Below are 22,639 nucleotides of genomic sequence, written 5' to 3'. Positions count from 1 at the left end.
TCTTCACTTCTTCCTAGCTGTATTCCCAGTTGTTTGTGTATGGTTAACTTCAATGGGTATCTGCACAATGGCATTCAACCTTAACGGTTTCAACTTCAACCAGTCAGTTGTTGATGCAAACGGTAAGATTGTTCCTACATGGGGTGACGTTCTTAACAGAGCTAACCTAGGTATGGAAGTAATGCACGAGCGTAACGCTCACAACTTCCCACTTGATCTAGCAGCAGCTGAGTCTACAACAGTAGCTCTTTCAGCTCCAGCTATCGGTTAAGTTTAAAGTTCTTAAACTTACAAGCCCCCTTTTTGGGGGCTTTTTTTTGTTTAATTTTCAATTGGTTTTATTTAAAACTTTACTTATTTTTGTATATTTCTTTTAACGAAATTTCGTTCTCTATTAAATGCCCACTCATCGAATATTTCTAAGAATAATTTTAAATATTGTCTTGATTTTTTATCCGGCCCAAAAATATTTAATAAAGCTCTTTTTTTTATATTGCGAAGGATTTTTATCAATTTCTGCGTTAATGATTTGTAGATATTAAATACCTTTATGAAAACCTTTCATTTTTAATTTTGGCATTCAGCTTTTTTATTGCTTTAACTTGTTGGCTCATAGTGGCCAACAAATAGACAACAAATACCTTCTTAAAACAAGGACAAATTATAAGTTTCAATTAATATTATTGAAAATCCATTATTTGTAATGAAGCAACTTTTGATTGTTTTTTTATTATTTATTTCTTTTGCAAATAAATCTAAAGCTGGAATCCCGGAAGACAAAGACGCTTGGATGGAGATAGAGAATACCGGCTCTGGGAAGGTTCAGATAAATACTCTAGATGCTAAAGCACTTGGTTCCAAAATCACTGTTGGGATAACAAGAAGACAAGGAGAAAATGAACAATCAGATGGATATTACGTTATGAGTTGGACTGGAAAGGTTCAAGTTGACTGCAAGAAATTCAAAATGAAAATAACTGCAAAAACAGGGAGAGGTCTTTTCCCTGCGACAAGTACTTATAAAATTACACCAGATAGCATTGGTTATCCCTTGGCAGATAATTTATGCTACTTAACTGGTGTTGAGGGTTATACGAAAAATGAATATCAACCTGAATGGGCGACAAAAGTAATTAAGACAATTGAGAGCAAGAAAATTAAAAAATATGTTCAACAAGGAGCAGTTACTATAAACTGTGATTCACCAGTTTGGAAGAATAAACCCAGATGTAATTAGCCAACAAATAGCCAACAATAATTGTCAATTTTAAAGAAATAACTTGGGCAAGAGATAAATTTATTTAATCATGGCTTGTAGACATAGTGCCATACTAGGGTTGTTAAGTGCTTTGGGAGCACTAGGTCGCAGGTTCTAATCCTGTCGCCCCGATCAGTCATACCAACGGACTAGAAATAATATAGCTTGTCTCATTTTGCGAAAGCGGCGCTAGAGGGGGCGCTAGTAAACAGTTCATGCGATAGTCACTTACTTATCTAGTGCCTTGTTCTTTTCTTGCTTTTTTCTTATTTCTTCGTAAGTATGAGTATATAGGCTCTAATTTGCTCTAAAAAACTTTCACATAGGGGTTGACGATTATGGAAATTCCAGACGAAATGTTGAAAGAAATTAGAGAAAGTGGATACGATCAAGAGCTTGTATTTACACAAATAAGAAAGCTATTAGAAAGCGAGAAACCAATTAAAGAAAACGAGTATAATCTTGAGCTTATAGACAATTACTTATTAGACAAAGATCCACAAGAACTATCTAAAAATCCTGCTGAGATAGTGATGGCAGCAGAGCTTATAGACAATTACTTATTAGATAAAAGATTTATGAGAGAGCTTGAAGATGAAGAATATGATGCTGCTTAAAATAACTATTAAATTGCAAAAGGGGGCTAGAGGGGGCGCTAGGTGAAGATCTCATGCTATTTCTTGCGATCGCAAGGCATGATTTTGAGATTCAAATACGTTCCAACACAATAGATAACTCTTGTCACAGTCAAAATTCTTAAGTTTTTCTCATTTTTACATACAAGTGCATTGGGAGCACTAAGTCGCAGGTTCGAATCCTGCCGCATCGACTCTTAGAATCCAATTGATAGAAAGGTTTTCCAGCCTATCTTTTTATATTGGGTAATTATTGACATCACTCTCTTGATGTCAGTTTGATGTCATATGTATGTCTTTTCTTGGTTGTTAGTAGATATTCTTAGATTCAAATAATAAATATGACTGATAAAGAAGTTAATTTCCTATAATTTTTCTATGGAATTTTTAACTAATCTTTGGAATAATCAACCAAATTTAGTTTTTGGTGTAGGTTTAGCTACAGCAGTATTGTTGGGGATTTATATATTTTTATTAGATATAACTAAGTAAAATGTTGCGACTGCTTCCGTTACCGATTTTTATTTGCATTTATCTATTCTCTTGGTGGAGTTGTAAAAGAAATATTATCGCTAGTGATAAGCAACTAAAATCTTGCATTGATTGGGCATATGTAAAAGATTTACCGCTTCCAAAAAAACCATCTTTTGTCGAGTTTTATATTGTTTATGTTTCTTCTTTTTTTAAATTCCCCTTTGGGATAATTATTCAAGAACTACCTTTCGCAAAGAAAGTAAGGTACTACGAAAGAGAAATGAAATTAATATTTGATAAATGGAATTTAGAAAAAATAAAAAAAATAACTAACTAAATTAATAATTAATCGTCATTGTCCAATGAGGACAAATTGGTGACAAAAGATGCTTAATTGAAAGGTGAAGAGTTATTAGTAGGAGCTATAAGTAGAATTTCAAAAACTATCCCAGTTAAAGCAATTGGCAAAAAGACTTCATGTTTAAGAAGTCTTTTTGCCAAGATTTGTCGTCCCAGTGAGTACCCATATTACTGAAATTTATTGAGTAATCGATTATAAATTATTAATAATACTATTAATCCACCAACACCATAAGCTGCATGGGTTGGGTCATGATGATTCTGCCAAAGCTCCTTTAAAAATTCCTTCAATACTTCATAGCCATTACCGAATGAGAATAACACCCAAAAATTTTTTATCTAATTAATTTGCATAATTTCTTACAACTGGTAATTTTAGTGAGCTTCAATAAATTCAAATGCAAGATTTAAAAATTAAAAAGATAGCAGCTGTTGCAGTAAACATAACTAAGATACTGGTAATAATTTATCTAGGCTTCGTTGAGGTATTTAAAATTGGCAAATTACTTAAAGAGAAGTTAGATTCTGAATTTGATATTTCTCGAAAATGGGCTTCACAAAATTATTCAATTCTAAAAAAACGACTAGCGGAACGAAAAGTAGCGGGAGTGATAGAAAATTAGTAAGCGTTTTATTTACGCAATTAGTTTGATCGAATATACGGCATCCTTACAATTATTTTTTTTATCCCATTCCTTCGCGAAAGGAGATTCCATCTCTGCGCCTAATTTTTCTAAGTCGGTACAGTTCATTAATAAATGAGATTTGTGTTCGTTCACTTTTACAAACTCATAATCTGTTACAAACTCCTTGCACATTTCTTCAAGAAATAATGTCGTTACATCATTTTTAAATTCTTCAAATGTACAACTAAAAGTTGAAATAATGAGAGTGTTCATAAAAAAAAAGGAGCTAATTGCCCCTTATTTTAGATCGACTGTCAATCTCTTTCTATGAGTAGACTTTCGCAACTATTGGACCAGCTTCTTCATCAGTAAATACAGGTGTGGTTTCCCAATTAAGAAATTCACCCCATTCAGCGACATGTTGATATATTGCTTTTGGATCATCAGTCTTTAAAACTATCCAACCCTCTAAAGAACCTGGTGCGTGATATCTTCCAATCATCTCAACTCCAGGATAATCTCCCCCACCACCAAGAAATTTTTCTGCACCTTTTTGATGATATCCGGCCTTAAATGACCAATGCTGAACATAAAGCATTTTATTTTTTAATTTTTATAGGCTTTCTATTACTAGCAGAAAAAATAATTTCTGAAAATAAATAGTTTTAATTGCCCATTTTTATAGACTGACTTTCTAAAAAAAACTATCAAATACCCCACCTAGTTAACAGAGTGTACTATGTCGTGGATGAGTGAGCTATGGTTATATATTGAGTATAAAAATGTATATAATTTGTACAATATTGAATCTAGAATACATTCCAATTTATACCTTAAACTCTTGTGATAACAATTTTTTATTGGATAATCTTAAATAAATTATGTTGTGCTTTGGGAGAACTAGGTCGCAGGTTCGAATCCTGTCGTCCCGACTCTTAAAAGCCAAGTTATACTAATGAATCTTCCAACTCGCTTTTTTGTTGCTTACGTTATCAAATTGAGAAAGGGGCAATCGTTTGAAGTACTTTGATCTAAAATATACCTATCAAATCAAAATAAATTTATATAAAGTTATCAAATATTTCTCTTGATTACTTTACTTTTTTTTAAAGTATCAGAATATCTACATTTCTATAAATTCTTAACCAATTTAAAAAATATTTCTTCAAGATTTCTTGTGAATCCTTTTGTATCAAATAAGGTAGATGTGGTTCTGCTTTGATTTAGACGATATTTTAAATCCTCTAAATATATTTTATTGGTTGCGATGCTAAATGCCTTCTCTTCATATTCTTCATTATCTTGGGCTATTAACTCTTCCAATCCCAAGGAAGTCAAAAGACTAGAACAGACTCTTGCCGAAAAACTTTTTCCTTGTTTAGATATTACAGGGACTCCTGACCAAAGAGCATCTGATGCTGTAGTGTGAGCATTAAAATTAAAAGTATCCAGAAAAAGATCAGCGCATTTTATCCTTGATAAATGATCTTCATTGCATAACTTATCAGCAAAAATAATTCTTGAACTTTCTACCCCCCTATTTTCTGATTCTTTTTTTAGGTTTATTTGAGAATAATCATTAGATTTGTAAAGCCATAAGACACTATTTTTAATTTTTTTCAATAAGCTCATCCAGATATCAAATTCCTCAGACGTAATTTTGTTATTTGCATTAAAACAGGCAAAAACAAAAGCATTTTCTGGCAAGCCTAGTTCAGTTTTGAGGAATTCCTTTTTAGAAGTTTTCCTTTTACTATCATTACATTGGTAACAATTAGGCATATAAATAACTTTTTCACTATAAAATTTTCTGAATTTATCAGGGATGATAACTTTATCAGCGAGTAAATAATCAATACCGTCAGAACCTGTAGTACCCGGATAACCTAAATATGAAATTTGAATAGGAGCAACTCTCATAGAAAAAATTGAAAGCCCTCTTTTTTTTGTATATCCCATAAGATCAATAGCAATATCTAAAGAATCTTCTCTTGCAATAAAAGCTGCTTTTTCATCAGAAATATCTGATATATTCCGAAAAACATTTACATTCCTTTTTAATTCACCTGTTAATTCATCTTCTACTGAGTTTAGTGAATAGACATAAACATCAAATTGATCTTTATTGTGCATCTCGAATAATCCTTTTATGAGATACATAACTGCATGTTTTCGAAAATCTGCAGAAAAATAACCTACTCTAATTTTCTTTTTTGGAGTGTACGAAATATTTTGGGAAACCCTTTTATATTTGCTCTGAAAATAAAATTTAGCTCTATTCAAATTATTACTAGGATTATCCTCAAGATATAGCAGATTAAAAGGACAAATCTCTTGCTCCAAATCATCAATTTTATTTAAAGTATCCTTGACGTATTTAGGTTCAGACCAATCACAAGCAAATGATTTACAGGTCAAAAGACTTATTTTTAAATGGCCAATTTGAGGTTGTAATTTAATTGCCTTTTTATAGACTTCAATTGCATTTGAGTATTTCTCAGTCTTTTGATAAAGCCCTCCCAAATTTGATAATGCTTTGTAGTTTTTGGTATTTAATTTTAATCCTTTTTCATAGAGCTTTATAGCCTTTTTGAAATTAAATAAATCTTCTTCAAGCTTCGCATAATTGAATATTAGTAACTCTGATTTAGGATTATTATTGGTAGCCTCATCTAGTATTAATCTAGCTTCTTTAATATCCTTTAATGAAATATAAGAATTAACAAGTCCGAAAAGCAAGTTAAGATTATTTTCTTTAGTCAATGATTTTGCCTTTGTGAGATACTTAATTGCATCTTTATAATTCTTTTGATTTTTTTCAATGAATCCTAAATTTAAGAAAATCTCATAACTTTGATATCCACTTTTTAAAAGATTTAAATATAAGTTTTTTGCCTCTTTGTATTTGTTGTTTTTTAAAAGATCTTCAGCATGTTTCTCATCATTATAAAATTTTAAATATCTAGAATCTTTTAGAAATTTCTTTTTGGGTGCACTCCCGAATCCTTTCTGCATTATTTTTATTGAAGTTTAAAAAATTTTGCTTAATTAATATATTTTCGTATAAATAATTAAGAATTAAAGTAATTAAAAAATTTATTTATTTTTATTTATAACTTTATATATGATTATTATTATCCATCTATCTACTCGGCATGTGGCTTTAGGTCGGTAAGGAGGGCATAAAAGAGGCTCTTAGCTTATGTATTTATATATAAAATATATACCTCATACAACATTGAGACTCAAACTGATTCTCGCCACTTAACAAGAAGCTGGTTAAAGTTATAAAAATAAATATCAATTTCAAAAATCGAGTCTTTTTGGCGTACTTGGTGGATCTGTTTCTGTAAAGTAGCTTATAAAAGATAAAAATTTGATTGATGAAATACCTTTTTAAACCTATTTAGCATTTTTTGTTTTTAAGATAAAAATAAAATTAAGCTTTTCAAAAAATGAGTAAATTTAAAGATAACTTTTCAAGCGAAAGTTTTTACCCAGATAGTAATTATTATCTTGACCAAGACAATTCTCCTCAAGATGAACCAATTTCAAAAGATCAAAAATCTAATAATGGGGGCGATTTTGAATGGCCAAATACCTATTGGTTTATTGCTGAAAGAACAAATGGAAGGCTTGCAATGATAGGTTTTATGGCTGTCATTATTAACTACACCTTATTTGGATGGATAGCTTATCCAATCCTTTAAATGGGTAATACTAATTTTGACAAAAATGGTATAGACAAGTTTGGGGCACATTGGCTTCAATTTGCTGCGTTTGTTATAACTGCATTTGCTATTTATTTTGGCTGGGCATTTTTCAATGATGCTAATTTCCACCATTTCGCTGTAAAAATATTCAAGTTCTGGAATTGTAATGGATATAATTCATTAAGTTATTGCTTGATGCGTTGGAAAGTAGACTTTTATCCTTAAAAAAGTAATGGCAAAGTTTTATTGGTTGGTTAATTCAAATAGATCAAGTGTAAAAAGCTTTATCGAAAATACAAATAATAAAGATCAATTTTTGAAATATATGTTTATTGATTCTGTTAAGGTTACTTCTTTATGGGGTAATGAACCACCTGTCATGACAACCAGAGAAGAATTAAAGAAAGATACAGCTAGAGAAGAATGGAAAAAATTAATTGCTCAGGGTTGGAGAAGAACCGAGGAAGATTGGACCAGAAAAGAGAGCTAGGATTGCTAATCCTTAATAGGTGGTCAAATAACACTTAATTACTTACTAATGAGGATTAAATTAGTAAGCATTTCATACTATTTAAATTATTTCTACCAAAGTCGAAAAGTATAAATCTTGCATTTTTGCTAATCAGTTCAACTCCCAAATTACTTTTTTGGTTTTTGATTAGTCATATGTTTTTGAGGAGTTTTCGAGTAATCTATTTAATTCTAAGAGTTCTTTTTTACTAAGTTCTCTATATTCTCCTGTTGGCACGTCTAGCTTAATATTCATAATTCTTACACGCTTTAATGATCGTACTCTATATCCTAAAGCCTCACACATTCTTCTTATCTGTCGGTTAAGTCCCTGTGTGAGTATTATTTTGAAATTTCTTGGACCTAATTGTTTAACGAAACAATTTTTAGTTATTGTGTCTAATATTTCAACTCCATTACTCATGCTTTGAATAAAGTCGCTATTAATCGGACGATTAACTTTTACAATATATTCTTTTTCATGATTATTTTTTGCTCTGAGTATTTTATTTACAATATCTCCATCATTAGTTAAAAAAATCAATCCCTCACTGAGCTTATCTAATCTTCCGATAGGGAAAATTCTCTTAGGATAATTAATGAAATCTATGACATTATTGGGTTCTACTTTTCTATCTGTTGTGCAAACAATTCCTACGGGTTTATTAAAGGCTAAGTATATGTTTTTTTGTCTCTTTGATTTTTCTATTCTTTGACCTTTAACTTCTACTTGATCACTTTCTTCTACTTTGGCGCCAATTTCTGGAATTTTGCCATTAATGGTTACCTTTCCTTCAAAGATTAATCTATCTGCTTCTCTTCTAGAACAATAACCGACTTCACTTAAATATTTATTAATTCTGGTAGCCATCTTAGATGTTTCATTTTTGTCTGCACTAAATTAAATAATTTACTAGTCTCCTCATATTTTAGATCGGCTGTCAATTTTAGTTGATATTCTCATTATTGAATTTCAGATTATTTTCATCAGTAATTTATACCGCACAGACCTAACTCTCTTTTGAATTCCAATTTTTTTCAATTTTCCTCCATCCCTTAGAAAGTAATCTTTCATAAATTTCTCTAGCTAAATCTATTTCAACAGAAACTGTATTTGTCATAAGTGGTGGTTTGTTTCCTAATCCTCCTGCTATTTTTCCAGTATCTATAAACATATACTCAAAAACTCCATTAATACTTTTATCATTTTTCATAAATCTTTTAACTTCTGACCTATCTGAATTTATCAACCAATAAGATTTAACCATTAATATAACCTTGGAATTAGTAAGCGTTCCATTTAAAACAAACTCATTTGATCAGTTTCTTTTTTCTTTACATCCTCTACTAGCCAACCATCAGGGGACCAACTAATCATGATTGCAAATAATCCTCTTAATTCATCTGCATCTTTAACTTGCTCTGTCCATTGTTCCTCATATCCATTGGGAACTATTACAGGCATGCGGTGATATAAAGGTTTAATTAAATCATTTGGTTCAGTTGTTAAAACGCAGCAACTCTCAAGTTCTACTCCATCTGGTGAAGTCCACTTACTCCAAATTCCGCCCAACCAAAAAGTTTCATAATTCGATTTTCGAACACGATATTTTTTTTCAAAAAAACCGCTGGCAGGTATTAGGCACCTTTTATGTTTCCAACTTCCACTAAATAATTTTTTTTCTTCTACGGTTTCTGATCTTGCATTAAATGGTCTTGGTCTCTCTTTATCAAATGGGTCTCTAGCCCAAGGAGAAATAAAGCCCCATGTCATAAAAGTAGTTTTAATTCTTCCTTCGTTTTTAATTACAAGAACAGGATCATTTGGTCTTATTAGACTTTGAGCTTCATATTTAGAATCAAGTCCACTTGGATAGTCTTGTTTCAAAACCTTTGGCAACTTCTCAAATTTAGTTTTCAGCTCAAATCTTCCGCACATTGATTTTTAAAATATTTTTAAAACTTACTAAAAAAACAGTAAATTTACCTCATTTTAAATCTTCTTACAGTTTTCTCAAATAAAAAACAATTTTTTGATCGTAGAAATTTTTGTACCCAAATAATTAAAAGAAAATATAGATATTGAAAAGCTTCCTCAAATTTAATTTGAATGATTCAATATTGACCTATGACGGATCCTATTCTTTATTTATCTATGTTATTAGGACTTGGAGGAGTTTTTGTATTAATCTCCTCCTTCCATGATGATGACGATGGCGATGATGATGATGGAGAAAAATATATTTATAATCTCGAACAAACTTATTTAGCAAGATAGTTGATTTGTCTATAAAGACACATTATTTTCAAAAAGTTTCTCGCAAAAACAGGCTACTACTGAAAATAGTTTTATAGGAGTATCAAAAATTTTTCTTTCTTTGCAAAATCTACTTCGTCATTATATTAATTTTTAAATTTGGTTGTTGGTCCTCTATCCGTATATGTTTGTGCCTTAAACCGTACATTTTTATTAGTCAATTGATAAGCATCCCTAGTTAGAACTTATTAATAACGGAGATAAATTAAATGCCTTCAACACCAATAAAATCTTGTAATAAATATGTGTTGAGTTACAAAGATTCAACAAATAAGACACATGAAGTTGGCTTCTACGCGCGAGATGCATACGATTGCCTAATGCTTGCGAGAGAATTCAACACTTACGTACATGACCATCCAGGATCTGTAATCAGAATCCAACAAAAATTTTGAGGAAATTAATTATGAATTTAAAAAGATCACCATTCGCAATTCAAGATAAAAATGCAAGAGATCTTGATAATGCAAAAGATTATCCAACAATTGCAGATTTAATGAGAGAGCAGAAAGTTCCACAAGATTACACAAATACAGTTCACCATCGTAGAGATTTAGACTCTCTCGGATAGTTTACGAGAATGGCTACTTACTAATTTTTAAAATTAACGGTTATGATTAAGCCGATTTAAGATTCATCCATAAGATAATATTTTCTTCCTCAAGTTTTTTTTAAGCTCTATAGGCATATATGCAATATCTTTTTTTTATTGCATTAATGGCATCTCTATACTTTTCAGGTTCAGCTAAAAGCATTTTTATTAAATTGTATTGACTTTCAATTTCTTCAGAAGAAAATTTTCCAATAGAAAAGAGGTAATAACCTTTTATTTTAGATAAACAGTCAAACACTTAAAAAATTAACTATTAGTTAGAAGCTGCTGCAATTTCTTTATGGACAGAAAGAAATTCTTTATCTGTTAAAACTGGTGTAACTTCAATTTCTACACCAAAATTATCGACCCAGATACTACTCCATTTCCAAATGTTCTGATGGTTTGAAGATTCAACTATTGCCCAACCATTAGCCCCCTCAGGATTTACTACTCTATTAAGAACTTTAAACCCATCAAATTCATCACCTTCGCATCCTCCTTCCACAAAACCCGCAAAAGCTTCGGCCCCTTGCATATGACTTTCTTGATCTGGAAATTGCCAGTGAACGATGTAAGTTTGCATGAATAAAATTATTTTTTTAATTATTAATTATCGAATTTAAAAATTAAATAAAAAGTCTTTAAACACTAATTAAAAAGGGCTTAAGCCTAAAAGGGAAAATAGCAAAAAAAAAGACTCTTACGAGCCTAGGTGATGGGGACTCCTATAATGACAAATTAAACAGGAACAAACAACCCCATCAATAGGTAATTTTAAATACTTACAAACACCATATGTAGTGCTAAGATTTTAAAAAGGCTGGGTGATGGGGATTATCCCGCTTTTTGATTGGGGCGAAGCTAACGCCCTTTTTTTATGGAAAAATTTACTTTAATCAATAAAGCCAAATCGAGGATTAAAATATTTGAATCTTTTGAAGATAGTTCTAAGAACTCATTCATGATCAATGCAATTTTAATCTCTTATGGTTGCGTTTTTAAGCGACCAAGTAAGCCAGTTATGAAAGGCTCTAGGGTTGAATCTATCGAAGAAGCGAGAAACGAATATAAAAAACTATTAGAGGAAGGGTGGGAAAAAACTTATAGATTCAATAGTTATTTTAAAAAAAATGGTTATTAGGTACTTTACCTAAAATTTGACATTATTAAAAATTAATTGCTAGATAAGCTTCAGAATGGAAGATTGAACATGAAAAATGACATTTATTCAAATTTTAAAGATTCAGATGCTTTGGAAAGTTTTTTTGAATGTATAACTTCTTGTAGCATCAATAGTGAGGGAGTAGATTGCACTACAGCATGTTATGCAAAACATTTAGATCCAAGCAATATCGATTACCCTTTAAAATTTTCATAAGCAAAAATTATTGATAATTGTTATATTTCATTAATGTTATTCCCACCTCCTCAAGTTATTTTTGGACTATTGCTTTTATCTATAGCAGTAGTTCTCATCTGGGATATTAGATACAATCCTTTTGGAGAAGACGAAGACGGAATTTAATCTTCAACTAGGGAGCTGATTTGTAGGTGGCGCGTGAAATTGCCGTTTCTTTCTTTTGAGTCTCTTGTAAGCGACTAAAGAGCCTAATAATAACAATGAAATAGCTATTGAGTTAATCATATCAAGTAGTTTTATATATATAAAAACAAATATGTCCTAAATATCAATGACTAAATTTATTTTTTCTAAAAAGTATTTAATTATGGACTAATTTTTAATATTTAGCTTTTTCATTAGGTACCTATAACAACCAGGAGAAAAACGCTTATCTGACCAAGAGTCATTGCTATACAATAATCACTTTTTCTTATTTCTCATTTGATATTGCAGAACAGCTTTTAGATGTTGTACTTCTTTTTCTAAAATCTCAATTCTTTTTTCTAGTTCTTCATTAGTTGCCATATTTTATAAAGATAAATTCATTCATATTTATACTATTAAAAAACGACTTTTTACTCATAGTAAATGTCTAATAAGTAATAGAACCTATTGATGTGCCTAATCTCTCTAGTTAAATTATGCAGAGTATAAATTTAGCCGTATTTTATGAGTGGAGATTATGAGACACTAGAAATAAATCAACCTAAAATTAGATATTTTCAGAAAAGATCCGAAAATAATACAGAATGGTTAGATGAATTAATCAACCAAATTGAAGATATGAAAAACAACATATCCAAATCTGATTAATGACAGAAAAAGAGTTGAAGGAATTAGAGAAATTTGCAAAAGAAAATGGATACAATGACGAGCTAAAAGATATATATTTAAGGGAAGTTATTGACAGAAATAAAGAATACGAATGAGATCTAATTTTCGACCAAACATTCGACTTTTTACAAACATTCTTTTAGTTATTGGTACTTTTGCAATTGCTTTAAAGATTACTCCAATAGCGAAGGTATATAAGGAAAAAAATTTATGTATTAAATATTTAAAACATCAAATAGATCGGGAAAAGCTTATCAAAAGACTAAAAATAGTTAAACAAGCAAACCCATCTAGTATTTGTGACTCTATCCTCAAAAGTTAAAAATGAAGATTAAGTCATTTACCCCCTTAATAGCGGTCTTTGGTACTTCATTTCTGATAACCATTTCATTGCTTAAAAGTTTCCAAATTTTTATGGGAATATCAATTTGTCTTTTAGCGATGCTCAAGCTTATGGATATTGAAGGTTTTGGAACAAGTTATAAGAAATATGATTTAATATCTTCTAAATTTGATGGCTGGATATATATTTATCCTTTTTGCGAATTATTAATTGGAATAAGTTTTCTTAATTCTTCTCCACCCTCTTTAATTATTTTTATTGCTCTAATACTGGGAATTTCTGGAATGATTTCAGTATTTAAGGCTGTTTATTTGGATAAATTAAAATTAAATTGTGCATGTATTGGTGGATATGCAAAAACTCCTTTGGGAATTATTAGTTTTATCGAAAATCTTTTAATGGCAATTATGAGTGTCTTAATTTTAATTTAATAGCGATTTAATAAATTTTCATTTATGTTTTATTTAAATATTAAATTTAATCGTAGTAATTAGTATGGCATTTAATAAAATATTTATGAAAAGAGGATTTTTAAATTATCTAATTTTTTCTGGAATTCTTTTTACAAATATAATTGATCCAAATAAGAGCATTGCTTTAACTCAAGAAAATATAGATATCCCAAAAGTTGTTTCTTACAGATCAGCATCATGTGGTTGTTGCAAAAAATGGATAAATCATTTAAGAGATAATGGATTCGAGGTTGTTGATAATATAGTTGAGGATGTTTCAGTAATTAAAAACCAATATCAAATTCCCAATAACCTGAGATCATGTCACTCAGCTCAAATAGCTAACTATAAGATTGAAGGACATGTCCCGATTGAATCAATCAACAAACTTTTTAGAGAAAAACCAAATATCAATGGAATAGCAGTTCCGGGCATGCCACTTGGCTCTCCAGGAATGGAAATGCATTCTCACGGCTCACACTCGCATGATTATGAGAACTACAAAGTAGTTTCATTTAGTAGTACTGGCAAAACAAAAATATTTGATAAGATCTCTCCTTAATACAAATACTTATTTGAAATAATGCATATTTTTCTTAGAAAATTTAAATTTTTAATTTTTTTATTTTTCTTATCTCTAAATTTCAATAGTTATTCGTATGCACATATGAGGGGTACATTTCTTTCTGAAGAGGAGGCCAAAAATAGATCTATAGAACTTGGTTGCGAAGGAATACATAAGAATCAAGATAAATGGATGCCATGCAAAAACGAAAAAGAATTACATATCTATTTGAGGAAATAAATGGAAAAATTAAAAACAACTCAAAGAAAAATTCACAGAAAAATAACCGCAATTTCAGCAATCCCCTTACTAATTACTATTGTATCTGGGACTATTTATAGTATTCTTCAACCATTAGGAGTAGATGCTTTTTGGTTAATAAAATGGCATACGGGTAATTTTGGCATTATTAATTTGCAACCTTTTTACTCGATATTTCTTGGTATAGCTTCAATAATCTCAATAATATCTGGTGTTAAACTATTACAAAAAAAATCTTAGATATATTCTAAGTCAAGCCAAAATCTAACTAATTAATACTATTTGCGCCTCCACTTACTAAGAAAATTATCGCTCCAAGTGCCATTGTTGCTACACCCATATAAGGATATTTCTTAATTCTTGATTTAGTAATTGGAAGCCATGAAAAGTATCTATCAGATTTATTTAATTCATTTTTTTGTCTAGGTGGCAATCCTAATTCTTCTCTTCTTTTAGCTTCGCCCATAATCTTAAATTTGTTTATGTATTAATATTAAAAATTATGTTCTACACCTGCGAGTTAACTTTATTAAAAACAGAAGTCCTTTGTAGATAAACAAATTATTTAAAATTTATTTAGCCTTCTTTAAATATAGATTCTTTGTATTTGCCTGATCTGATGTAAATAACAAAATTAAGATAGTTCCAACTAGAAATGAAAAAATCATTGTCAAACCAACAACTTCAACCATTTCACTAGGCAGATAATTTAGAAACATTAATGAATAGATCTCTTATCTTAAACTTAGCAATTGTATTTTTTATGTAAAGTAAGTATTCCTCCTTAAATTTCGAAAAGAACTTTCAGAGACTTTTTAATCTTTATTTATTTTTATTTGCGGGATAAATCTAGTTCTAGCCGATCACAATTTTCTTACTTAGCTATTCCTATTTTCTTAAGCAATTTCAGGTAAGGCAAGGCCCAATTACCAAAGGTAAAAGAGATTGTCGTATTTTTTGTAATCGGAAATAATGTTTTAGAACGTGTAGAGGCTAATTTAGAAAATATCTTAATATTCTCTACTTCTAGATTATCCATATGCAATTTTTTTTGAACATCTCGATCTTTCTTTTGGGGCAAATAATTTTCTATAAACCATAAAACTTGTTCTAAATTTGATTTATTGGGTAAGATTTTAATTTTTTTATTTTTCTTTTTAAACATATTTATTTACCTCTTAATTAATGAATTAAATTTGCCATTTATATAATTTAAATCAATAGTAAAAGCATCAAAATTATGTTCTTTTTAATAATCGATAATCGAAAAAATAAAAGAATAATTACGTTGTTTTTATAAAAATAAAAAAAGAGAGGGATAAAACCCCCTCTTAATTGATCAGTTTCAAAAAAGATTTAATTTTTTGAGTTTTTCAATTTCATTTCTTTTTGTGTTTTCCTGATTCTTTCTTCAAAGACGGATCTTTTGTATGGAGTAACTTCTCCACTTTTAGTAGCCAAAAGCTGGGCTTCATATAGCCTATTGGCTCTTTTGATTTTTTCTCTTATTTGTAAGAGGTTATTCATGATCTTTTGCAGTTAATGAGAATCCCGTTCCCTACTCCCATTTCATGCGTCCAGAGATATAAACTTGGATGAACGTAAGAGAACGATAACATCTTTAAATCAATTCTGCGAGAGTAATTTTTACTAAATTTTTCTCAAAAAAAATATTTAATAGATAGCACAAACAAATTTTTAACATTTCCTAAATTAGGATAAGAAAATTGTTTGCGACCCATCATTATTATCCTGAATCACTATTTTTTTATTAGGGAAAATATCTGATAATATTCTTTTCAAATTTGAATTATCTGAATGAATTATATTACTCATATTTTTTGAATTAATTTTCCAATTTTCATCTACAAATAGTTCTTTATCATCGCCTTTTTCATTCTCCAGTGATGTCTTATTTAGAATCTTAAGTAACAGTTCTGAATCATAATCTTTAAATTCTTCAGGGCCCTCTTTAAAATTTTTAATCATTATTTAGAAATCTAATGTTTCTAAATCTTGCATAAGAAATTTTAAGAATACAAGGTATTAATTACCTAAAAATTTCTCTTAAGATAAAAAATCCAGATACAATTAAAATAATTTTCTTTAAAAAATTTAATTCCAAAATATCTAAAGAATCATATTTAAAAAGATTAATTAATCATTTACACCATTTATTTACTTGTTAGGTTGCAATTAAGGGAATCAGAAAAGATGCCAAGAGTAATTAACAAAAAAATTAGACTTTTAAGATGGTTAAACTCAGGAATGATACTACCATTTATCATTATGGCTGCATCCTCATCAATCATCCTTTATGGTGTTTTATTTATCCTAATAAAATAGTTTTTTAATTTAAGCAGCTAAGTTTTCCTCAGATTTAGACATAATTATTGCAGCTTTTTTTAATAAACTAACTACTTCTTTTCTTCCAACTGCATTATCAGCTTGACGCATTATTTCATAATATTTTTTATTTATTTTCTTCATAAATAGTTTTAATTTAATCTAAAATTACAACACCATATGATGGTGTCAACTGTAAATAATTCTCATATATTATTTCTTTGATTATTTTTGCAAAATAAAAATTGCTCATTTATTATCCTTCAAGTTTTTTAATTGATCATGCCAAAAAATCATAAATATCAAAATTAATAATCCTTTTAATTAAGCTATTTTGAAGGATTTGAAAACATAAAATAGACCTCCGATTAGGATCAATATTGCAGCTCCATAAAAAAGAAAAGGGATAATTGGATATTTATACAATGTAGACCTTACTTTTTGTTGTATGGCTTTTTTATCAAGTTGAGGCATCTTTATATCTTCAGTTTTTTCTCTAGGCGGAATACCTAAATTTTTTCTTCTCTTTGCCTCTCCCATAATTAATACTGAGGTATTCCCATACATTTTAAATAATTGTTATCAGCTAAATCTAAAGTTTGATTCCATTTTTCATGAGATGTTTCCAAATTATTTTTAAAATCTTTTTCAAATTTAAGAATACACCTTTTTTCTATATTTTCTAGAGAATTATAATTTCTTAAAAAAGAAACACTCAAATACGATAATGATGAAAAAACTATAATTACTTTAGCAATCCTAAAATTATTCATACCTTAAATGATATTTCCTTATAAAAAAATAAGGTACTTGTTGGTTTTATAATTAATTTAATCTATTAAAAAATTATCAAATGATAAATTCGGTGAATTTTAACCATTTGCCTATTCAGGATTTGGTTGTTTCAGGGTTAATAATCTTTATAATGTCTACGATTATTGCCAATATTTACGACCCATTATTAGGAATAACTTATGCATTTGGGAATATACTTACTCTTACCTTTTTGAGCTGGTTATACAAAGAGACTTGGAGTGATCCAAGGAAATAAATCTAATAAAGAAAAAAGATAGATAAAAAAAACTACTTCTGTATTTTTAATTTTGAAGAATACTTTAAATTAACTATGTACGTTGCAAGAAGAGAGAGTATCAAAAAAAATAATAAGCTTTCCAAGGTAGATTGGGGCATAACCATGAGTAGTACCAAAAATGATATATCTTTAAAGAAACGAATTCTGAAAAAAAATCAACCCTTCCATCATTTTTTATTCTCAAACTTATAAATTTAATTTATCTTATAAGATCTCTGAGATTTAGATTAATTTTAATTTGAAAAATATTTTTCAGCCCTCCTAAAGGCTTTTACTGCTCCTTTATAATCAAGACTTTTTAATTTTTCCTTACTTTTTTGTTCCAGCATTTTTACTATTTGATTTCTCTTTATTTCATCAATTTTCAGCTTATGATCGAAAATAAGATCAAATTTTGAGGAATACAATCTAGATAATTCTTCTCTATATTTTTCAATAATTTTTTTATCACAAGATTTGGATTTCAAAATTGCATTTGCCTTCATTTTGTCATCTATTGCCCCTTTAAAATTTCCTTGTTTAAATTTCTTCTCACTTGATCTAGTTAGCTTAATAATATTTCCCAAAATCAATTCATTAGAATCTTTCATTTCTTTATCTGAGCCTAGGTTAATGCTATCAGAATAAAGAAAAAACAACTTTTTTAATAATCAAATAATTAAATAATTAACCAATAACAAGTCCTTTTTCAAGAAGTAAATCGAAAACCTCCACACTTTTAGTTTTTCCAAATTGGGGGGGTTTATGTAAATCTAATATTGCAGCAAGGCACATAATCCAATAAGTATCTTTTTTAAAATTTAGACCTTCACAAATATGGGTAGGGGCCGATTTGAAACAGCCAAAATCTGTTGATATATTAATGTTCATGATTTGAGTTTCAAGTTCCAGACTTAAAAGTTCTATTTCTTGCTCAGAAAGGGATGTCCCAAAAGAATATGATTCAATTAAAAGTTGATAATTCATAAAAGATTTATTTTTTCAAGAAATCCATCGAGTTATTTTTGTACCCTTATAAATATGTCCTGAAGCTTCAACAATAGGTTTTGTTTCAGGATTCATAAAAATATCATATAGAACATTTTCTGGTCCTTGAAAAATTACAGTTGCCCTTTTAGGATCATCTATTGATTTACCAATATAAAATGTTTTTACACCCATTTCTTTAAACATCGACTGCTGTTCCTCAGCATTCATATGAGATTCATATTGTTCAAACGTATTACTTAGTTGAAAATCTAGAATAGTCGTTTCAATGGTCATGGTAGTTATAAAATGTTTTTTAGATTTTAAATCTTTTTGCAAAAAAATAATTGAATAAAGATTAGTTTTTATTAAGCAAGGTATTAACTAATTTTTACTTATGAGTTATAAATCAACTATTAAAAACAGATTTTAATTTTGGACTCAAAAATTTCTCCAAGAGAACAATGGACTAGTAAGTTGGGATTCATTCTTGCAGCTGCTGGTAGCGCAGTAGGTCTTGGTAACCTTTGGGGTTTCGCCTATAGAGCCTCTCAAGGTGGAGGTGCTGCTTTTGTACTTTTATACTTACTAATCGTTTTAATTGTATGCCTTCCGGTATTTGTTGCTGAAATGGCTTTAGGAAGAAACGCTAACGCCAGCACATTGCTTGCACCAGTAAAATTAGCTGGAAAAAATTGGTATCCATTAGGAATTCTTTTCTTTATAGCTCCCTTGGGAATAGCATCATATTATTCAGTCATAATGGGGTGGACCGCAGATACCTTGTTCCATTCATTATTTTTTGGATTACCCAAAAATTTAAGTGAAGCAGAAACTTTCTTTGGCTCAATTAGTAGTGGTAGCAGTGTTTTATTGGGGCACCTATTAAGTCTCGTTCTTACTGCCATAATAGTTTCATCAGGGATAAAAAAAGGAATCGAAAAGGTAACAAGATTCTTTATGCCTATACTTTTTATAATTCTTCTATCTCTTGCAATATGGGGCACTTCACTTTCAGGCGCATGGGAAGGATATAAAACATTTTTATTTAAATTTGACTTTGATGAATTAAGGAACCCTCAAACCATAAGAAATGCTTTTACTCAAGCTTTCTTTTCTTTAAGTTTAGGAATTGGAGTTATGGTGACTTACGCTTCCTATCTAAATAAAAAGAGTAATCTTCCAAAACTAAGTGTTGGAGTTGCATCATTGGATACTTTGGTGGGTCTTATGGCAGGACTTATTACTTTTCCGATTGTTTTAACGTTTGGTTTAAATGATGCTATTTCTGAATCAACGGTTGGTGCATTATTTATATCAATTCCTACGGGCCTTGGTTCATATGGAGCGGTTGGAAGAATTGTAGCTGTTGCATTTTTCGCACTAGCTTATATTGCAGCAATAACTTCCTCTGTTTCATTATTGGAAGTTCCAGTTTCCTCTTTAATGGATAAATTTGGTTTCAAAAGAGAAAAATCTGTTTGGCTGATAACTCTTTTCTTATTTTTAGCAGGCATTCCCTCTGCATTAAACTTAAACATTCTTGGAACTATTGATTCGATTTTTGGAGGTGTATTACTTATCTTTGGTGGATTCTTGGTTACTTTCTTTATGGGATGGGTAGTACCTGGAAAGTTTAATGAAGAACTTAGTGATTCAAAAGTTGGAATCAAAACAACTCTTTATTTGAAATTCATGACAAGATGGGTTGCGCCCCCAATTATTGGTTTTGGACTATTTATTAGTGTGTTTGATTTGCTTAAAGGCTGGGTAAGTTAAAAATAAATAAAAATTATTATTTATAAAATTGAATAAATTTTCTGCGATATAGTGCGGAAATAGGGGGAGGGGTGCAAGTCAAAAAAAGATAAAATAGTTTAATTTTTCGCATTATTTTTGATCAAACTCAAAAAATACTAGTCAATAATTAAGTATTTGCAGTGGTTATTAATTAAAAAATTGATATGAAGGCTAAGTGGTTTGTTTTATGACTAAAGTCTAAATATTTTTCTCAAGAAAATGTTTTACTGCGGAACCTTTTTTTAATGAAGTATTAAAATTTAACTTATATTTAATCTCGAACGTATCGGCAAAAACCATCCCTAATAGAATCTATATAAAATACATTTAGATGTTTTATTTAAAGAAATTAGAACTCCTACAAGAATAGATAGCAAATTTGATGTCAACCAAATCTGATTCATTAAAAGGAAAGCTTACAGAAAATTTTTATGAATTTTCTCTACTATCTGACTATTCTTTTATGAATTCTCTTAAAGCAGATCCTAAATCAACAAAAGATGGAAATGATCATAAGCCGCGTTCAGTATATTCAGGTCATTACGTACCAGTTGTTCCAACTGCTATTCCAGATCCAGAATATATTTCCCATAGCAACAAACTTTTTAAAGAACTAAGGCTAAGCTCAGATCTTACTAAAGACCAAAATTTTTGTCGTTTTTTCTCAGGTGATATTTCTGTTGCTAAATATCCAATGAGTCCTGTTGGTTGGGCAACAGGTTATGCATTATCAATTTACGGGACTGAATATACCCAGCAATGTCCTTTTGGAACTGGCAATGGTTATGGCGATGGCAGAGCAATTTCTGTTTTTGAAGGTTTATTCAATGGGAAAAGAATGGAAATGCAACTTAAAGGAGGAGGTCCAACTCCCTATTGTCGTGGAGCAGATGGTAGAGCTGTCTTAAGGTCTAGCGTACGAGAATTTCTCGCACAAGAATTAATGAATGCCTTGGGAATCCCTACCTCAAGATCTTTAACACTTTATGTCTCACGTTCAGAAATAGTTAGAAGACCTTGGTATTCCAAAGGCTCTAGGTATTTTGAACCTGACATCATGATTGATAATCAAGCAGCAATTACTACGAGAGTCGCTCCATCTTTTTTACGTGTAGGCCAGATTGAACTTTTTGCAAGACGAGTTCGTAATAATGCGCATGATGAGGCCCTCAATGAACTAAAGATGATAGTTCAACATCTAATTGATAGAAATTATAAAGATGAAATTGAATATGAGATTTCAATTGAAAGTAAAGTAATAAAACTGGCTTCTTTATACAGATCAAGACTTATATCACTTATAGCCAACTGGATGAGAGTTGGTTATTGCCAGGGTAATTTCAATAGTGATAATTGTGCTGCTGGAGGTTATACCTTGGATTATGGCCCCTTTGGATTCTGTGAATTATTTGATCCAAGATTTCAACCATGGACAGGTGGAGGTGAACATTTCTCATTTTTTAACCAGTCATCTGCAGCGGCAGTCAACTTTAAAACATTCTGTTCCTCTCTTAGTCCGTTACTTTCACAAAGCAAAAAAGATCAAGAAAAGTTAGATCGAATCGAAAAAAACTTTTCTGAATTAATGAATAAGGAATTGATGAAAATGTGGGCAAACAAGCTTGGTTTAGAACATTACAACGAAACTCTAATAAATGAATTTTTTAATCTCATGGTCATTTCAAAAGCAGACTATACAATTTTGTTCCGTAAACTCTCTGAAATCCCTGATAACTTAGATTCTTTAAAAGACTGTTTCTATTTACCAATTAATGACGAGCTCAATAATAGGTGGGAAGTATGGCTTGAAAGCTGGCAATCAGTCTTGAAGAAAGAGGGAAATATTAAAGCAAAATCGGCATCTATGAAATCCCTTAATCCAGTCTATACTTGGCGCGAATGGATGGTCGTTCCCGCATATGAAGAAGCTGAAAAGGGAAATTACAAAAAAATAAAAGAGTTACAGGAAGTCTTTAGTAATCCATATGTAGAACAATCCCCAGAAATAGATCAAAAATATAATCGACTAAAGCCAAGCCAGTATTTTAATTATGGAGGAGTATCTCATTACAGCTGTTCCTCGTAAAAG

The 22,639-nt window shown here is 30.0% G+C and carries 39 protein-coding genes and 1 pseudogene; 21 read left to right on the top strand and 19 right to left on the bottom strand.

Annotated elements, in window-relative coordinates; genetic code table 11:
* The 5 genes and pseudogenes from EU98_RS00025 to EU98_RS00045 form a co-directional block, all read left to right on the top strand.
* Positions 1-271: pseudogene (locus tag EU98_RS00025) on the top strand (photosystem II q(b) protein); the annotation flags it as partial.
* Between the two features lie 444 nt (positions 272-715).
* Entirely contained in the window at positions 716-1,237 is a 522-nt protein-coding gene (locus EU98_RS00030; protein ID WP_152557476.1) for a hypothetical protein, read from the top strand.
* Positions 1,238-1,596: 359 nt separating this feature from the next.
* A complete protein-coding gene (locus EU98_RS00035) occupies positions 1,597-1,875 on the top strand; it encodes a hypothetical protein (RefSeq protein ID WP_032516589.1) in 279 nt (92 codons plus the stop codon).
* 511 nt (positions 1,876-2,386) lie between these two features.
* Complete coding sequence (locus EU98_RS00040; RefSeq protein ID WP_032516588.1) at positions 2,387-2,704, top strand: hypothetical protein; 318 nt, start codon at positions 2,387-2,389, stop codon at positions 2,702-2,704.
* 421 nt (positions 2,705-3,125) lie between these two features.
* Entirely contained in the window at positions 3,126-3,350 is a 225-nt protein-coding gene (locus EU98_RS00045; protein WP_032516587.1) for a hypothetical protein, read from the top strand.
* A 12-nt stretch (positions 3,351-3,362) separates the two neighbouring features.
* Here EU98_RS00045 and EU98_RS0109325 read toward each other — a convergent pair whose 3' ends face one another.
* The 3 genes from EU98_RS0109325 to EU98_RS0109320 form a co-directional block, all read right to left on the bottom strand.
* Positions 3,363-3,626 carry a hypothetical protein gene (locus EU98_RS0109325; protein WP_032516586.1) on the bottom strand — a complete coding sequence of 88 codons (264 nt, stop codon included), beginning with the start codon at positions 3,624-3,626 and terminating at the stop codon, positions 3,363-3,365.
* A gap of 52 nt (positions 3,627-3,678) precedes the next feature.
* A complete protein-coding gene (locus EU98_RS00050) occupies positions 3,679-3,951 on the bottom strand; it encodes a DUF3303 domain-containing protein (RefSeq protein WP_032516585.1) in 273 nt (90 codons plus the stop codon).
* A 533-nt stretch (positions 3,952-4,484) separates the two neighbouring features.
* Positions 4,485-6,368, bottom strand: coding sequence for a tetratricopeptide repeat protein (locus EU98_RS0109320; protein WP_052045527.1), 1,884 nt, complete (start codon positions 6,366-6,368; stop codon positions 4,485-4,487).
* 440 nt (positions 6,369-6,808) lie between these two features.
* On the opposite strand from EU98_RS0109320, the gene EU98_RS00055 reads away from it, so the two are divergent.
* The 3 genes from EU98_RS00055 to EU98_RS00060 are packed head-to-tail and all read left to right on the top strand — an operon-like array spanning position 6,809 to position 7,556.
* A complete protein-coding gene (locus EU98_RS00055; RefSeq protein WP_032516584.1) occupies positions 6,809-7,063 on the top strand; it encodes a high light inducible protein in 255 nt (84 codons plus the stop codon).
* Positions 7,064-7,291: a hypothetical protein gene (locus tag EU98_RS0109315; protein WP_032516583.1), complete on the top strand. Its 228-nt coding sequence runs from the start codon at positions 7,064-7,066 to the stop codon at positions 7,289-7,291.
* Positions 7,292-7,298: 7 nt separating this feature from the next.
* Positions 7,299-7,556, top strand: a complete 258-nt coding sequence (locus EU98_RS00060; protein ID WP_032516582.1) for a DUF1651 domain-containing protein — start codon at positions 7,299-7,301, stop codon at positions 7,554-7,556.
* Between the two features lie 168 nt (positions 7,557-7,724).
* Here EU98_RS00060 and rluF read toward each other — a convergent pair whose 3' ends face one another.
* From rluF to EU98_RS00075, 3 genes are all read right to left on the bottom strand, one after another.
* Positions 7,725-8,447 carry a 23S rRNA pseudouridine(2604) synthase RluF gene (rluF, locus tag EU98_RS00065; protein ID WP_032516581.1) on the bottom strand — a complete coding sequence of 241 codons (723 nt, stop codon included), beginning with the start codon at positions 8,445-8,447 and terminating at the stop codon, positions 7,725-7,727.
* Positions 8,448-8,586: 139 nt separating this feature from the next.
* Entirely contained in the window at positions 8,587-8,844 is a 258-nt protein-coding gene (locus EU98_RS00070) for a DUF1651 domain-containing protein (protein WP_032516580.1), read from the bottom strand.
* A 32-nt stretch (positions 8,845-8,876) separates the two neighbouring features.
* On the bottom strand, positions 8,877-9,515 hold the full coding sequence (locus EU98_RS00075) for an SOS response-associated peptidase (RefSeq protein WP_032516579.1): 639 nt from the start codon (positions 9,513-9,515) through the stop codon (positions 8,877-8,879).
* Positions 9,516-9,704: 189 nt separating this feature from the next.
* Between EU98_RS00075 and EU98_RS10070 the strand changes: the two genes are divergently transcribed.
* From EU98_RS10070 to EU98_RS10065, 3 genes are all read left to right on the top strand, one after another.
* Entirely contained in the window at positions 9,705-9,854 is a 150-nt protein-coding gene (locus tag EU98_RS10070) for a hypothetical protein (protein WP_193743054.1), read from the top strand.
* 248 nt (positions 9,855-10,102) lie between these two features.
* Positions 10,103-10,288: a hypothetical protein gene (locus EU98_RS09605; RefSeq protein WP_072165477.1), complete on the top strand. Its 186-nt coding sequence runs from the start codon at positions 10,103-10,105 to the stop codon at positions 10,286-10,288.
* Positions 10,289-10,299: 11 nt separating this feature from the next.
* On the top strand, positions 10,300-10,464 hold the full coding sequence (locus EU98_RS10065; protein ID WP_193743053.1) for a hypothetical protein: 165 nt from the start codon (positions 10,300-10,302) through the stop codon (positions 10,462-10,464).
* A 100-nt stretch (positions 10,465-10,564) separates the two neighbouring features.
* Here the strand turns inward: EU98_RS10065 and EU98_RS00080 are convergent, their stop codons facing one another.
* Both EU98_RS00080 and EU98_RS00085 read right to left on the bottom strand, forming a co-directional pair.
* A complete protein-coding gene (locus EU98_RS00080; RefSeq protein WP_032516578.1) occupies positions 10,565-10,744 on the bottom strand; it encodes a hypothetical protein in 180 nt (59 codons plus the stop codon).
* Positions 10,745-10,759: 15 nt separating this feature from the next.
* Positions 10,760-11,071 carry a DUF3303 domain-containing protein gene (locus EU98_RS00085; RefSeq protein WP_011818695.1) on the bottom strand — a complete coding sequence of 104 codons (312 nt, stop codon included), beginning with the start codon at positions 11,069-11,071 and terminating at the stop codon, positions 10,760-10,762.
* Positions 11,072-11,365: 294 nt separating this feature from the next.
* Here EU98_RS00085 and EU98_RS0109310 point away from each other — a divergent pair, with 294 nt between their 5' ends.
* The 7 genes from EU98_RS0109310 (at position 11,366) to EU98_RS00100 (ending at position 14,585) form a co-directional block, all read left to right on the top strand.
* Positions 11,366-11,629: a DUF1651 domain-containing protein gene (locus EU98_RS0109310; protein ID WP_032516577.1), complete on the top strand. Its 264-nt coding sequence runs from the start codon at positions 11,366-11,368 to the stop codon at positions 11,627-11,629.
* 69 nt (positions 11,630-11,698) lie between these two features.
* Entirely contained in the window at positions 11,699-11,866 is a 168-nt protein-coding gene (locus EU98_RS10060) for a hypothetical protein (protein WP_193743052.1), read from the top strand.
* A gap of 693 nt (positions 11,867-12,559) precedes the next feature.
* Positions 12,560-12,703 carry a hypothetical protein gene (locus EU98_RS10055; protein WP_193743051.1) on the top strand — a complete coding sequence of 48 codons (144 nt, stop codon included), beginning with the start codon at positions 12,560-12,562 and terminating at the stop codon, positions 12,701-12,703.
* 345 nt (positions 12,704-13,048) lie between these two features.
* On the top strand, positions 13,049-13,498 hold the full coding sequence (locus EU98_RS0109300; protein ID WP_032516574.1) for a MauE/DoxX family redox-associated membrane protein: 450 nt from the start codon (positions 13,049-13,051) through the stop codon (positions 13,496-13,498).
* A 64-nt stretch (positions 13,499-13,562) separates the two neighbouring features.
* Positions 13,563-14,081, top strand: coding sequence for a DUF411 domain-containing protein (locus tag EU98_RS00095; RefSeq protein WP_032516573.1), 519 nt, complete (start codon positions 13,563-13,565; stop codon positions 14,079-14,081).
* A 105-nt stretch (positions 14,082-14,186) separates the two neighbouring features.
* A complete protein-coding gene (locus tag EU98_RS0109295) occupies positions 14,187-14,324 on the top strand; it encodes a DUF3721 domain-containing protein (RefSeq protein ID WP_032516572.1) in 138 nt (45 codons plus the stop codon).
* Positions 14,325-14,585: a hypothetical protein gene (locus EU98_RS00100; protein WP_032516571.1), complete on the top strand. Its 261-nt coding sequence runs from the start codon at positions 14,325-14,327 to the stop codon at positions 14,583-14,585.
* 28 nt (positions 14,586-14,613) lie between these two features.
* Here EU98_RS00100 and EU98_RS00105 read toward each other — a convergent pair whose 3' ends face one another.
* The 8 genes from EU98_RS00105 to EU98_RS0109290 all read right to left on the bottom strand — a co-directional run bounded on the left by EU98_RS00105 (position 14,614) and on the right by EU98_RS0109290 (position 17,464).
* Positions 14,614-14,811: a DUF2839 family protein gene (locus EU98_RS00105; protein ID WP_025933764.1), complete on the bottom strand. Its 198-nt coding sequence runs from the start codon at positions 14,809-14,811 to the stop codon at positions 14,614-14,616.
* A 106-nt stretch (positions 14,812-14,917) separates the two neighbouring features.
* Positions 14,918-15,064: a hypothetical protein gene (locus tag EU98_RS10050; protein WP_187146050.1), complete on the bottom strand. Its 147-nt coding sequence runs from the start codon at positions 15,062-15,064 to the stop codon at positions 14,918-14,920.
* Between the two features lie 155 nt (positions 15,065-15,219).
* Positions 15,220-15,510 (bottom strand): hypothetical protein, encoded by a 291-nt coding sequence (locus tag EU98_RS00110; RefSeq protein ID WP_032516570.1) that lies wholly within the window; start codon positions 15,508-15,510, stop codon positions 15,220-15,222.
* 191 nt (positions 15,511-15,701) lie between these two features.
* The gene (locus tag EU98_RS10045) at positions 15,702-15,872 is read right to left on the bottom strand and encodes a hypothetical protein (RefSeq protein ID WP_193743050.1); all 171 of its coding nucleotides are present in this window, start codon (positions 15,870-15,872) and stop codon (positions 15,702-15,704) included.
* Between the two features lie 186 nt (positions 15,873-16,058).
* Entirely contained in the window at positions 16,059-16,334 is a 276-nt protein-coding gene (locus EU98_RS00115; RefSeq protein ID WP_032516569.1) for a hypothetical protein, read from the bottom strand.
* Positions 16,335-16,700: 366 nt separating this feature from the next.
* Positions 16,701-16,835 carry a hypothetical protein gene (locus tag EU98_RS10185; protein WP_257469985.1) on the bottom strand — a complete coding sequence of 45 codons (135 nt, stop codon included), beginning with the start codon at positions 16,833-16,835 and terminating at the stop codon, positions 16,701-16,703.
* 180 nt (positions 16,836-17,015) lie between these two features.
* On the bottom strand, positions 17,016-17,258 hold the full coding sequence (locus EU98_RS00120) for a DUF2839 family protein (RefSeq protein ID WP_080725827.1): 243 nt from the start codon (positions 17,256-17,258) through the stop codon (positions 17,016-17,018).
* The gene (locus EU98_RS0109290; RefSeq protein WP_032516567.1) at positions 17,234-17,464 is read right to left on the bottom strand and encodes a hypothetical protein; all 231 of its coding nucleotides are present in this window, start codon (positions 17,462-17,464) and stop codon (positions 17,234-17,236) included. The genes EU98_RS00120 and EU98_RS0109290 overlap by 25 nt, the downstream gene beginning before the upstream one ends.
* Positions 17,465-17,616: 152 nt before the next feature.
* On the opposite strand from EU98_RS0109290, the gene EU98_RS10180 reads away from it, so the two are divergent.
* A complete protein-coding gene (locus EU98_RS10180) occupies positions 17,617-17,742 on the top strand; it encodes a hypothetical protein (protein WP_275040625.1) in 126 nt (41 codons plus the stop codon).
* 275 nt (positions 17,743-18,017) lie between these two features.
* Here EU98_RS10180 and EU98_RS00125 read toward each other — a convergent pair whose 3' ends face one another.
* From EU98_RS00125 to EU98_RS0109285, 3 genes are all read right to left on the bottom strand, one after another.
* Entirely contained in the window at positions 18,018-18,374 is a 357-nt protein-coding gene (locus EU98_RS00125; RefSeq protein WP_032516627.1) for a hypothetical protein, read from the bottom strand.
* 76 nt (positions 18,375-18,450) lie between these two features.
* Positions 18,451-18,750, bottom strand: coding sequence for a hypothetical protein (locus tag EU98_RS00130; protein WP_032516566.1), 300 nt, complete (start codon positions 18,748-18,750; stop codon positions 18,451-18,453).
* Positions 18,751-18,765: 15 nt separating this feature from the next.
* Positions 18,766-19,047, bottom strand: coding sequence for a DUF3764 family protein (locus tag EU98_RS0109285; RefSeq protein WP_032516626.1), 282 nt, complete (start codon positions 19,045-19,047; stop codon positions 18,766-18,768).
* A 138-nt stretch (positions 19,048-19,185) separates the two neighbouring features.
* On the opposite strand from EU98_RS0109285, the gene EU98_RS00135 reads away from it, so the two are divergent.
* Entirely contained in the window at positions 19,186-20,529 is a 1,344-nt protein-coding gene (locus tag EU98_RS00135) for a sodium-dependent transporter (RefSeq protein ID WP_032516565.1), read from the top strand.
* Between the two features lie 403 nt (positions 20,530-20,932).
* On the top strand, positions 20,933-22,636 hold the full coding sequence (locus EU98_RS00140; protein ID WP_032516564.1) for a protein adenylyltransferase SelO family protein: 1,704 nt from the start codon (positions 20,933-20,935) through the stop codon (positions 22,634-22,636).
* The last annotated feature ends 3 nt before the right edge of the window (positions 22,637-22,639 follow it).

The sequence above is a fragment of the Prochlorococcus marinus str. MIT 9314 genome, from assembly GCF_000760035.1.
Classification (GTDB): domain Bacteria; phylum Cyanobacteriota; class Cyanobacteriia; order PCC-6307; family Cyanobiaceae; genus Prochlorococcus_A; species Prochlorococcus_A marinus_B.
This window is presented reverse-complemented; position numbering and strand designations above follow the sequence as displayed.

Excerpts from the sequence above, each read along its gene's own strand:
- EU98_RS00100 (WP_032516571.1), top strand. The coding sequence starts at position 14,325 with ATGGAAAAATTAAAAACAACTCAAAGAAAAATTCACAGAAAAATAACC.
- EU98_RS00085 (WP_011818695.1), bottom strand. The coding sequence starts at position 11,071 with ATGCAAACTTACATCGTTCACTGGCAATTTCCAGATCAAGAAAGTCAT.
- EU98_RS10055 (WP_193743051.1), top strand. The coding sequence starts at position 12,560 with ATGAGTGGAGATTATGAGACACTAGAAATAAATCAACCTAAAATTAGA.
- EU98_RS0109315 (WP_032516583.1), top strand. The coding sequence starts at position 7,064 with ATGGGTAATACTAATTTTGACAAAAATGGTATAGACAAGTTTGGGGCA.
- EU98_RS09605 (WP_072165477.1), top strand. The coding sequence starts at position 10,103 with ATGCCTTCAACACCAATAAAATCTTGTAATAAATATGTGTTGAGTTAC.
- EU98_RS0109290 (WP_032516567.1), bottom strand. The coding sequence starts at position 17,464 with ATGAATAATTTTAGGATTGCTAAAGTAATTATAGTTTTTTCATCATTA.
- EU98_RS10060 (WP_193743052.1), top strand. The coding sequence starts at position 11,699 with ATGAAAAATGACATTTATTCAAATTTTAAAGATTCAGATGCTTTGGAA.
- EU98_RS0109295 (WP_032516572.1), top strand. The coding sequence starts at position 14,187 with ATGAGGGGTACATTTCTTTCTGAAGAGGAGGCCAAAAATAGATCTATA.
- EU98_RS00035 (WP_032516589.1), top strand. The coding sequence starts at position 1,597 with ATGGAAATTCCAGACGAAATGTTGAAAGAAATTAGAGAAAGTGGATAC.
- EU98_RS0109285 (WP_032516626.1), bottom strand. The coding sequence starts at position 19,047 with ATGACCATTGAAACGACTATTCTAGATTTTCAACTAAGTAATACGTTT.
- EU98_RS0109310 (WP_032516577.1), top strand. The coding sequence starts at position 11,366 with ATGGAAAAATTTACTTTAATCAATAAAGCCAAATCGAGGATTAAAATA.
- EU98_RS00140 (WP_032516564.1), top strand. The coding sequence starts at position 20,933 with ATGTCAACCAAATCTGATTCATTAAAAGGAAAGCTTACAGAAAATTTT.
- EU98_RS00060 (WP_032516582.1), top strand. The coding sequence starts at position 7,299 with ATGGCAAAGTTTTATTGGTTGGTTAATTCAAATAGATCAAGTGTAAAA.
- EU98_RS00045 (WP_032516587.1), top strand. The coding sequence starts at position 3,126 with ATGCAAGATTTAAAAATTAAAAAGATAGCAGCTGTTGCAGTAAACATA.
- EU98_RS00105 (WP_025933764.1), bottom strand. The coding sequence starts at position 14,811 with ATGGGCGAAGCTAAAAGAAGAGAAGAATTAGGATTGCCACCTAGACAA.
- EU98_RS00110 (WP_032516570.1), bottom strand. The coding sequence starts at position 15,510 with ATGTTTAAAAAGAAAAATAAAAAAATTAAAATCTTACCCAATAAATCA.
- EU98_RS00130 (WP_032516566.1), bottom strand. The coding sequence starts at position 18,750 with ATGAATTATCAACTTTTAATTGAATCATATTCTTTTGGGACATCCCTT.
- EU98_RS00040 (WP_032516588.1), top strand. The coding sequence starts at position 2,387 with ATGTTGCGACTGCTTCCGTTACCGATTTTTATTTGCATTTATCTATTC.
- EU98_RS00120 (WP_080725827.1), bottom strand. The coding sequence starts at position 17,258 with ATGTATGGGAATACCTCAGTATTAATTATGGGAGAGGCAAAGAGAAGA.
- EU98_RS00050 (WP_032516585.1), bottom strand. The coding sequence starts at position 3,951 with ATGCTTTATGTTCAGCATTGGTCATTTAAGGCCGGATATCATCAAAAA.
- EU98_RS0109320 (WP_052045527.1), bottom strand. The coding sequence starts at position 6,368 with ATGCAGAAAGGATTCGGGAGTGCACCCAAAAAGAAATTTCTAAAAGAT.
- EU98_RS00070 (WP_032516580.1), bottom strand. The coding sequence starts at position 8,844 with ATGGTTAAATCTTATTGGTTGATAAATTCAGATAGGTCAGAAGTTAAA.
- EU98_RS0109300 (WP_032516574.1), top strand. The coding sequence starts at position 13,049 with ATGAAGATTAAGTCATTTACCCCCTTAATAGCGGTCTTTGGTACTTCA.
- EU98_RS10180 (WP_275040625.1), top strand. The coding sequence starts at position 17,617 with ATGTCTACGATTATTGCCAATATTTACGACCCATTATTAGGAATAACT.
- EU98_RS00075 (WP_032516579.1), bottom strand. The coding sequence starts at position 9,515 with ATGTGCGGAAGATTTGAGCTGAAAACTAAATTTGAGAAGTTGCCAAAG.
- EU98_RS10070 (WP_193743054.1), top strand. The coding sequence starts at position 9,705 with ATGACGGATCCTATTCTTTATTTATCTATGTTATTAGGACTTGGAGGA.
- EU98_RS10185 (WP_257469985.1), bottom strand. The coding sequence starts at position 16,835 with ATGAAGAAAATAAATAAAAAATATTATGAAATAATGCGTCAAGCTGAT.
- rluF (WP_032516581.1), bottom strand. The coding sequence starts at position 8,447 with ATGGCTACCAGAATTAATAAATATTTAAGTGAAGTCGGTTATTGTTCT.
- EU98_RS00115 (WP_032516569.1), bottom strand. The coding sequence starts at position 16,334 with ATGATTAAAAATTTTAAAGAGGGCCCTGAAGAATTTAAAGATTATGAT.
- EU98_RS00125 (WP_032516627.1), bottom strand. The coding sequence starts at position 18,374 with ATGAAAGATTCTAATGAATTGATTTTGGGAAATATTATTAAGCTAACT.
- EU98_RS10045 (WP_193743050.1), bottom strand. The coding sequence starts at position 15,872 with ATGAATAACCTCTTACAAATAAGAGAAAAAATCAAAAGAGCCAATAGG.
- EU98_RS10050 (WP_187146050.1), bottom strand. The coding sequence starts at position 15,064 with ATGTTTCTAAATTATCTGCCTAGTGAAATGGTTGAAGTTGTTGGTTTG.
- EU98_RS00095 (WP_032516573.1), top strand. The coding sequence starts at position 13,563 with ATGGCATTTAATAAAATATTTATGAAAAGAGGATTTTTAAATTATCTA.
- EU98_RS0109325 (WP_032516586.1), bottom strand. The coding sequence starts at position 3,626 with ATGAACACTCTCATTATTTCAACTTTTAGTTGTACATTTGAAGAATTT.
- EU98_RS00055 (WP_032516584.1), top strand. The coding sequence starts at position 6,809 with ATGAGTAAATTTAAAGATAACTTTTCAAGCGAAAGTTTTTACCCAGAT.
- EU98_RS10065 (WP_193743053.1), top strand. The coding sequence starts at position 10,300 with ATGAATTTAAAAAGATCACCATTCGCAATTCAAGATAAAAATGCAAGA.